Origin of the sequence: Pseudacidovorax sp. 1753 (assembly GCF_040544975.1) — a bacterium.
Lineage (GTDB): Bacteria > Pseudomonadota > Gammaproteobacteria > Burkholderiales > Burkholderiaceae_C > Xenophilus.
Window position 1 is genome coordinate 1 of sequence record NZ_JBEPKY010000047.1, and the last position, 7,387, is coordinate 7,387.

8 protein-coding genes are annotated in these 7,387 nt (G+C 57.4%); 1 reads left to right on the top strand and 7 read right to left on the bottom strand.

The window, feature by feature from the left end; all coding sequences use genetic code 11:
* Window positions 1-637: 637 nt before the first annotated feature.
* Genes ABIC63_RS29680 through ABIC63_RS29690 form a run of 3 tightly spaced genes read right to left on the bottom strand, consistent with a single transcriptional unit; the run spans window position 638 to window position 2,661 of the window.
* Window positions 638-1,150, bottom strand: coding sequence for a hypothetical protein (locus ABIC63_RS29680; protein ID WP_354322435.1), 513 nt, complete (start codon window positions 1,148-1,150; stop codon window positions 638-640).
* Between the two features lie 17 nt (window positions 1,151-1,167).
* Window positions 1,168-1,602, bottom strand: a complete 435-nt coding sequence (locus ABIC63_RS29685) for a hypothetical protein (protein ID WP_354322436.1) — start codon at window positions 1,600-1,602, stop codon at window positions 1,168-1,170.
* Window positions 1,603-1,614: 12 nt separating this feature from the next.
* Window positions 1,615-2,661, bottom strand: coding sequence for a helix-turn-helix transcriptional regulator (locus ABIC63_RS29690; RefSeq protein ID WP_354322437.1), 1,047 nt, complete (start codon window positions 2,659-2,661; stop codon window positions 1,615-1,617).
* A 423-nt stretch (window positions 2,662-3,084) separates the two neighbouring features.
* On the opposite strand from ABIC63_RS29690, the gene ABIC63_RS29695 reads away from it, so the two are divergent.
* Complete coding sequence (locus ABIC63_RS29695) at window positions 3,085-3,333, top strand: helix-turn-helix domain-containing protein (protein ID WP_354322438.1); 249 nt, start codon at window positions 3,085-3,087, stop codon at window positions 3,331-3,333.
* Between the two features lie 3 nt (window positions 3,334-3,336).
* On the opposite strand, the gene ABIC63_RS29700 is transcribed toward ABIC63_RS29695, so the two are convergent.
* The 4 genes from ABIC63_RS29700 to ABIC63_RS29715 all read right to left on the bottom strand — a co-directional run.
* The gene (locus ABIC63_RS29700; RefSeq protein WP_354322439.1) at window positions 3,337-4,704 is read right to left on the bottom strand and encodes an ATP-binding protein; all 1,368 of its coding nucleotides are present in this window, start codon (window positions 4,702-4,704) and stop codon (window positions 3,337-3,339) included.
* A gap of 119 nt (window positions 4,705-4,823) precedes the next feature.
* Window positions 4,824-5,252 carry a hypothetical protein gene (locus ABIC63_RS29705; RefSeq protein ID WP_354322440.1) on the bottom strand — a complete coding sequence of 143 codons (429 nt, stop codon included), beginning with the start codon at window positions 5,250-5,252 and terminating at the stop codon, window positions 4,824-4,826.
* A 122-nt stretch (window positions 5,253-5,374) separates the two neighbouring features.
* Entirely contained in the window at window positions 5,375-6,073 is a 699-nt protein-coding gene (locus ABIC63_RS29710) for a hypothetical protein (RefSeq protein WP_354322441.1), read from the bottom strand.
* A 4-nt stretch (window positions 6,074-6,077) separates the two neighbouring features.
* Window positions 6,078-7,387 (bottom strand): ATP-binding protein (locus ABIC63_RS29715; protein WP_502935933.1); only part of this gene is annotated, 1,310 nt, incomplete at its 5' end.

A 7,387-nucleotide genomic window follows, 5' to 3' on the forward strand; every position in this document is an offset into this window, starting at 1 on the left:
CGGCGCCGTGCCGGCGCCGCAGCAAAACCAGGAGTAATCTCCTTCAACCCAGCGGATTCCTCAAATCGACTGGTACGGGTTCTTGGGGCAGGTCATTTAAGTTGCATGTTTGCAGGAACAAACATGCCACGCACGTGTTCAACTTTCGGGGAAGCCGAATCAGACAGGTCAGCACGAATGCCTGATACACGGTGTTGGAGCGCGCGGGCATTGAAGACTTTCGAAGGCACGACTTCCGGCAGACCTGGGCGAGTTGGCATGTGCCAGGCGGCACGCCCTTGTACGTCCTGCGGGAGATGGGGGGCTCGTCAAGCGCTGGATCCTGGCGCGGCTGCGCGACCAGCGGCTGGCCGACGTGCGCGCCGCCGACCTGGCCGTAAGCGAGTTTCTGCCACTGCTCAACGGGTGGCGCATGCAGAAGCTCGATGCCACGCGGCGGAGCCTGCTCGCCGCCATAGATGCCCCGGCGCTGCGGCCGCTGCCCACGCAGCCCTGGACCTGGGCGCGCTGGAAGGCGGTGCCACCCATAAGGACTGGACGCCTCAGCGGCTGATCCACTGGGGCGCCAGCGTCAGCGCGAGCACCGGCCGCTTCGTGATCACGATGCTCTAGCGCTATCCAGTCCACGCCGTCCTTCCTAGCGCGGGCCGTTGGCTGGAGCAGAGAGGGCAGCGCTACAGCAGCACTGCGCCTGGTAAAGCGCGCACCTTCCCTCCGTCCCTGAAATCCTCACGCTGCGCACGAAGGCCCTAAGGCTGAAGAAGGCCAGAGAGCCAAAGAACATGGCGCCCATGAAGTTCAGGCCGGCTCCACCCCGCGTCGTCATGCCGTCCCAGACGTTGAGAAGGAAGCCCAGCAGAAACACGAAGCCGAAGAAGCCGGTGATCAGCATGTGGACGAGGAGAAGGCCCACGCCAACCTTGAGGGCGTGAGTGCGGCCGTTTTCACTGACAGCGAAGAGGAAGCGCCCACGGTTGAGGTAGAGGGTGCACTCGCGTCCTTGGCTTGTGGTCAGGTACGTGTTCAAGGAGTCGGGGACAAAGACCCTGGTGAGGTGCTCGTCGCCAATCTCGATGACGCTGTACGTCTTCCCGTGCTCCTCATAGTCATGTTCACCCAGGCGCTTGAGCTGGCCGGATACGGTCTTCATGGTGTGCTCCTTGGGTGTCAGCGTGCCGTGAGGCCGTAGCCCTGGACCTCTTCGTCCTCCCAGCGCTGCTGGCCCTTCTTGCCCAAGAGGATCTGTTGGGTGCCACCCGTGCCGTCCTTCTTGACGACAAGGCGAATGCGCTCACAGTTGCCAAAGAGCGGCTCTGGGGTGATCGTGAGAGTCGTGTCGGTTTCCTCGACCAGCGCCGGCTTGAAGCTCTTGAAGCACAGGGGCGCGGTGTTGCCACGAATGCGGAACTCGTAGCTACCGTCTTTTTGCTGTTCCAGCTCGGCCAGGTTCTTGCCGCTGGTGGGGCGTTGGGTGCCACTCACCGGCGAGGCGCCGCTACCTCCGGTTTCGTAGTTCCACGCCCAGTCCTTGGCTTGGGCCAGGCCGGCAGTGAGGGCGAGTGTGAGTGCCGCGACTGCGACTGGAAGGCGGTTGGTGGACAAGGTGTTTTCCTATTAGTGGTTTTGAAGTGCTACTTCGAGTGATGCCAGAATGTTCTCAGCACCTCGTTCATGACTTGTATGCAGAATGACTGATAGTTCAGTCTTCGTCTTGACTTGCAATTTCCGATAAACCGATTCGATATGCCTGCGAACTGTTGAGTTAGATAGTTGCAGCTCGTCGGCGATCTCCGAGTGGGTCAAGCCTGTCCCATAGAAATTGGCAACTTGAAGCTCTCTTTTTGTAAGAGTGTCCATACCAGAGTTGAGGGTTGCCGTTAGAAAGCGAAGGTCGCCTACGACCTTGCAACTAAAAGTGAGTCTGCCGTCTTGGTACGTTTGATTCCGGTTGACTAAAAGACTCTTCGTTAGAACTTCAGGAAGCCGGTAGGTGCTATTGTCGCGAAAGAGAATCAGCCGTAGACGTTCAAAAGATTCGTCTTGAAAAATAATTGTCCCTTTGTCGTCCGACACACAAAGACCTCGGAAGGGCTCGGCTGCGATCCCTTGCATCTTGCCCGCCATGATCGTTCGATTGATTCTTATAGCCTCCCAAATGTGAGGAGCAAGAAGCTGAACGAGCGTATTCTCGGGAGCAGAAAATTGCCAACTTGGGTCGGCTCGCCTTATAGAAAACGCACCTAGCTGATTGTTTGGCCCATAGCTATGGGAGACAGCAGCGAGGTTGATATGGCGTGTGCGCAGAGCAAAGTCCAAGATCTTTGCGTCTTCGCCTTTGCTAAACCAAGAAGGCACGTGATATGACCGAACAATACCTACGTCCGAAAGCATGTTTTGGAGAACATAGTCGCCGGTACAAAGACTCAGCCACTCCTCCATCATGTCAGTCGGCTCTTGGTGTATGTGGACCCAAGAGCAAGCGACGCCGGACGCGTGATTAGCGTCAGGGCGAATGAGGCCGAACAATCCCATGTCGAAGTCGACGAGCCGCTTGAGTTCGTCAATGGCGAATTCAGGGAACGCCGCGACGCTCAGCTGTCTTGCTGAGCTGTAAAGCTTGAGCAAGAAGTCAGCAATGATCGACGTGTTGGTGAGGTTCACCTCTCCCCTCCGTTCATGAATGCCCGCTCCGTGTGGACAAGACGCTGTTGTCGCCCTTGGCTTGGACTGTGCCGTGAGCGGATCGTGGCTCGAATAGGGCAGGTGCCCTATGGCTTTTCACCGCGTAGCGGCTAGGTCCGGACGACTCCAGGAGTCAAGTTCCATGCCCAGTCCTTGCCGTGGGTCAGGCAGACGGTGAGAGTGAGGACCAGGGCAACCAATGTTTTGTGCATGAACGTCTCCTATGGGTTGGGGTGAACCCATCATATCCATAAATAGTCATTTTCAGACTATCCGTGGCATGACATTGTTCTCACGCAGTGCCGGATTGGAGAAGCTCGTCTAGAAAGCGAAGGGGGGAAGCGAAAAAGGGGGCTGGCAGTCGGCTTAGGACTATTCCAAAGCAGACTTGAACCTCGGGGCATGGCTGTGCCCTCTGTCTCAATCTATCACCGCAACTATGAGCAAATCAGAAACCTTCTTCGCTTGATCCGCTTGGAAGCTGAGCTCACGCAAACCCAGTTGGCCGAGCGCCTCGGGGTAGGGCAGTCCTACGTCTCAAAGATTGAGCGTGGAGAGTCCTTTGTGGACCTACTTATCTACGTAAAGTGGTGCGAGGCCTGCGGCGCCGCGCCCGGCGAGACACTGGACAGGTTCCTGACGAGAGGCTGAGCCTCAGCCCTTCTCTCGGTCAAAGGTTGGCCGCCCAAACGAAGGGCGCGGGAAGGCCGGGTGTATGCCCGTAGATCGCGCTGAGGCTGTCAACGCTTTCGGCTCTGGCCCGCGTTCGTGCTCAAGGGCAAGGCGCACACCCTTGGATTCGGCCACGAGTCTCACATAGCCTCGAAGCAAGTTCTCGCTGAACCGAATCCAGCCGCGACGCTCGCTCTTGAGAATGGCTCCGTGTCGCTGCGACTTCAAGTTTGCCAAGCGAGTTTGGAAGTCGTCAAACGTGAGTGCTGGACGCTTTACGTCTTCCATGACGCGAAGATACGACTCGCTGTAGACACGACGATTGTTGCGTTCTAGCTCGAAGTGGTCAGCGACTGCCCAGAGAACTTCTTGGTAGGTGTCTTGGTCCTTCTTCGTGGCTACGTCATACGCGGCACGGAGTCTCGACTCGACGCTACCCAAAGCTTCTCTAACTGCCTCCATGTAGTCGTTTGGTGAGAGCTCGTGGACAGGCTCTGGCTCGCGGTATGCACCCCAGAAAAGCTTTTGCGCAACAAGGTGGACGTAGTGCGGGAAGCCGTCGCTGACTTGGGCTACACGAAGCCTGGAGTCTTGGTTGAGCGTCAACCCCAACGCTTCACAGGCGGCGTCAATGATTGCCCACCGCCCTGTGTATGAGAGCGGTGGAGAGGGAAGCTGAACCTCTTCAATGTAGCGCTGGGCACTGTTGTGGCCCTTGAGCAAGTCCTCCAAGCTCTCGCCAATGCCGCAGAAAATGAGTGAGACTGGAACCCCTCTATCGCTGATCTGCTTTATCAGCTCGGCGAAGAGGTGTCGGTCCTCGACGGTCGGCAAGTTCTCGAACTCGTCTACCACCACAATGCTTCGGCCAGGGCGCTTCGACGCTGCCTCTCGAATCGCTGCTGTGGCGGCGTTGAGGTCCAAGCCTGAAAGCTCTCGAAGCGTTTCTTTTTCGGTGTAGGAGCCCTCAAGGCCGAACACTTTGGTCGACGCCTTCGCTGTGGTGCTGAGGGTTTTGTCGGTGCTTCGAAGGTGCGAGCGTTCGTCCAGTTGACTTGCTATGTCTCTCACAATGGCGCTGAAGGTAGTCTGCTGGCCGCAGGCGCTGTAGACCGGCTCACCTTCGGAAGGGTGGTGCTTGAAGGCTGCGGTTCGTGCCAGTGAGGTCTTGCCGGCACCCCTGTCACCGTAGATAAAGACGTGCCGTCCCGGTGAGCTCAGGGCTTCTTCAATGCGATTGAGTTGCCTCTCGCGGTCGAAGAGGTGCTCAATGCTTTCAATTGCCCTGGAGGGCCGCACATGCTCGTTGAGCAGCTCCTCGAAGCGTTCTTGAGAGAAGGGTAGCGACATGTGTGCCTTGTGGTGCGAGCAGCCTAGGATGCGATGCTGGGGGCGTCCAAATCTTACTGGGGAGCCTTATGTCGCGCCTGCTGTTTGGGCGCGTCTGAGTCGATGAGCCAGGGTTGAGGCTATTTGCCCGATTGAATTCTCATGGCTTCGCGGCCGGCCTGGTCGCTCTTGCGTTTGCTTTTCAAGAATGCGCTGACTTTCGCAGCATTAACCGTTGCCCAGATTTCAGTGCGCTGGTCGCGGTCGTAGACCTTGAACTCTTGGCTCAGCACCTTATCAGGCAGTATGAAGCACTCGTTGCGGTCGTGAAGGCCACTCGCGCATTCTTGGACCTTGACCCACGGCTTCGAGTCCTTGTTGAACTTGCCGCCCGTTTGAATCACCTGCTTGTAGAAGATGTCTCGAATCCGCTTTGACCGGTTGTCGAACACCAAGTCGAAGCGCTCCAATCCGTCCACTGGACCGTATGCAGCAACGCATACCGTTGAGCCAGGCGTGTACGGGCGGCAGAAGTGAATCCCTTCCTTCCTTGCTTGGGTGTCGCTCATTCCGAGGAAGTACGGGCCTACGTAAAATGTATTCGAACTATTAGCAAGCGATGAGAAGGAAAAAAATAGTGCGGCGGTGAAGAGCGCAGATTTCAAAGTCGCCTTTCTTGATTCTAGCTATTTTAAGAGGGATTTTCGTTGCGGGCGACAATGTACGAAATGGCGGCAGCGGCGAAGTTCAAGAAGAATTCTGCTTCAGCCTTCGTAAGTGCTGAGGGTTGCGTGCCACCATGGCGCACGCCGTCTCTGTTGCTGGCATAGCCGTATGCTTGGCTTACAAGTCGCTCAACGTCTTTGTCGAGGGCAGCCTCTTTCAACAGGTTGCCGACGGTGCCCGTGGGTTTGCCAAGGAGTATGCGCAGTGTCGATTCAATCGAGCTTACCGACTCTTTGACGGAGTTCTCAAAGTCTGGCGCGTTGCCGAAGGTGAAATTCTTCGCCTTAAGCCACTGCGAGCGAACCGGTGACAGTTGGTCTTGAAGAACCTCGTTGGCTCGTGTCCACTGCTTGGAAGGCTGTTCACCCCTCGCAGCTCTCGCCAGGTCAAGGAGCACGTCTTCATAGAGCTTCGCAATGTAGACGCGCCGTTCGTGGTACGTCTTCATGCCGTTGCCTTTGACGTGCGCGTAGAACGTCTCAAGCGACTTGAAAGGATTCGGGTTGATGTACTTGGCGGCTTCTAAATCAAGTGCGACCTCGCAGTACAAGACTTGATACTCATGGGACTGGGTGCTCGTGCGGCCATCAGTAGCGTACGCGCCCATGAGCGCCTTGAGTTGGTCAACCTTTGAGCTGAGTGCTTTTGCGTCAGTCGGGGTCATTCAATCAAGCCGCTTTGTGCGCTCGCGTCTCGTTGTTGTACTTCTGCTCGCGCAGCACGAATGCGGCAACACCACCCTCCATGATTGCCTGTATGTCTCGGCGCACGTGTGGGGACTCAACAGGACCGACATGCGGAATCGAGACTGAGCTGCCATGTGCTACTTGCTCCGTCGTACAGCGAACCGCGAGGGTGCCGGCCCGATTCTCGAGAGCAATCACTTGCTCGGCGTCGCCGAGGACCGGAATGTTGGCGTTGTGAGAAACGACAATCAGCTGCCTATGCCACCGGCTTTGACGAAGCTCCTTCACCACCAGCTTGAAGATCCACTCTGAGTCGAGGTCGTCCTCTGGCTGGTCGAGGACAAGCGGCTCTTTGCCGTGGTGGAGCACGAAGGCAAGCATGGCCGCAGTTCGTTGGCCAGGTGAGCCCTTCACGATAGGCTGCCAGTCCTCTGGGCGGTCGGGCCTTCCGCCTTCCATCAAGAACGTCATGCTGATGACGTCTTGTGGAAGCTCCGTTGCCATACGGTAGCGCGCGCTCTCGTCTACGGTCGTGAGGCGAATGAGGAACGCAGGCTTAAGCCCGCTGAGCTCAGCAAAGGGCTTGACCCCCTTTGTCGTGAGGAAGGTTTGCCAAGCTGCTACGCGGTTCGCAAGCTCTGCTTCGGAGCCCTTCCAAAGCCACTGGGCAAGATCTTGTACGTCTTGAACATAGCCGTTCTCGCGAATGCCGGCCGTCGTCCTCACGAACGATATCCATGGGCCCGTATCTTGGGCGCGGGCATGCGTGAACCTGAGCCGCCCGCTTCTGCTGGCCACCATCTCAAGAAGTGCCATGCGGGCAACCCGGCGTGCTTCAACCAGTGAGAGCAGTGCCGTCCATGCATGCTCGGTTTGCGTCTGCTCCTCAGCAAGCTTCGCAGTACTGGATTCAAGCGAGTCGACAGCTTCGCGCGTGCGGACAAGTTCGTCTTGTAAACGACTGAACTCGTTAGGGGAAAGCCCCTGCGCTTGAAGTTCCTGCTTGTAGGCTTCTAGGTCGCGCTCCGCAGCATCGACCATTGTTTGCCATGGGCTCTGAGCAGTCTCGGCGTCGAACTTGTTCAGCCTTTCGCGCACTCCATCCTCAATGCTCATGAGGAGGGCAACCATGTCCGAGGAAAGTTCGTCTAGAGCGACAGCCACCGGCAGAAATTCGCCTGTGAGCAACGCAGCCTCTGACCTGCAACCCGTCGCCCGTACCACGGCAATAGAGAAGAATCCGCGCAACCGAGAGGACGCGCGATGCGCAAAAGCAGATTCACAGACGAGCA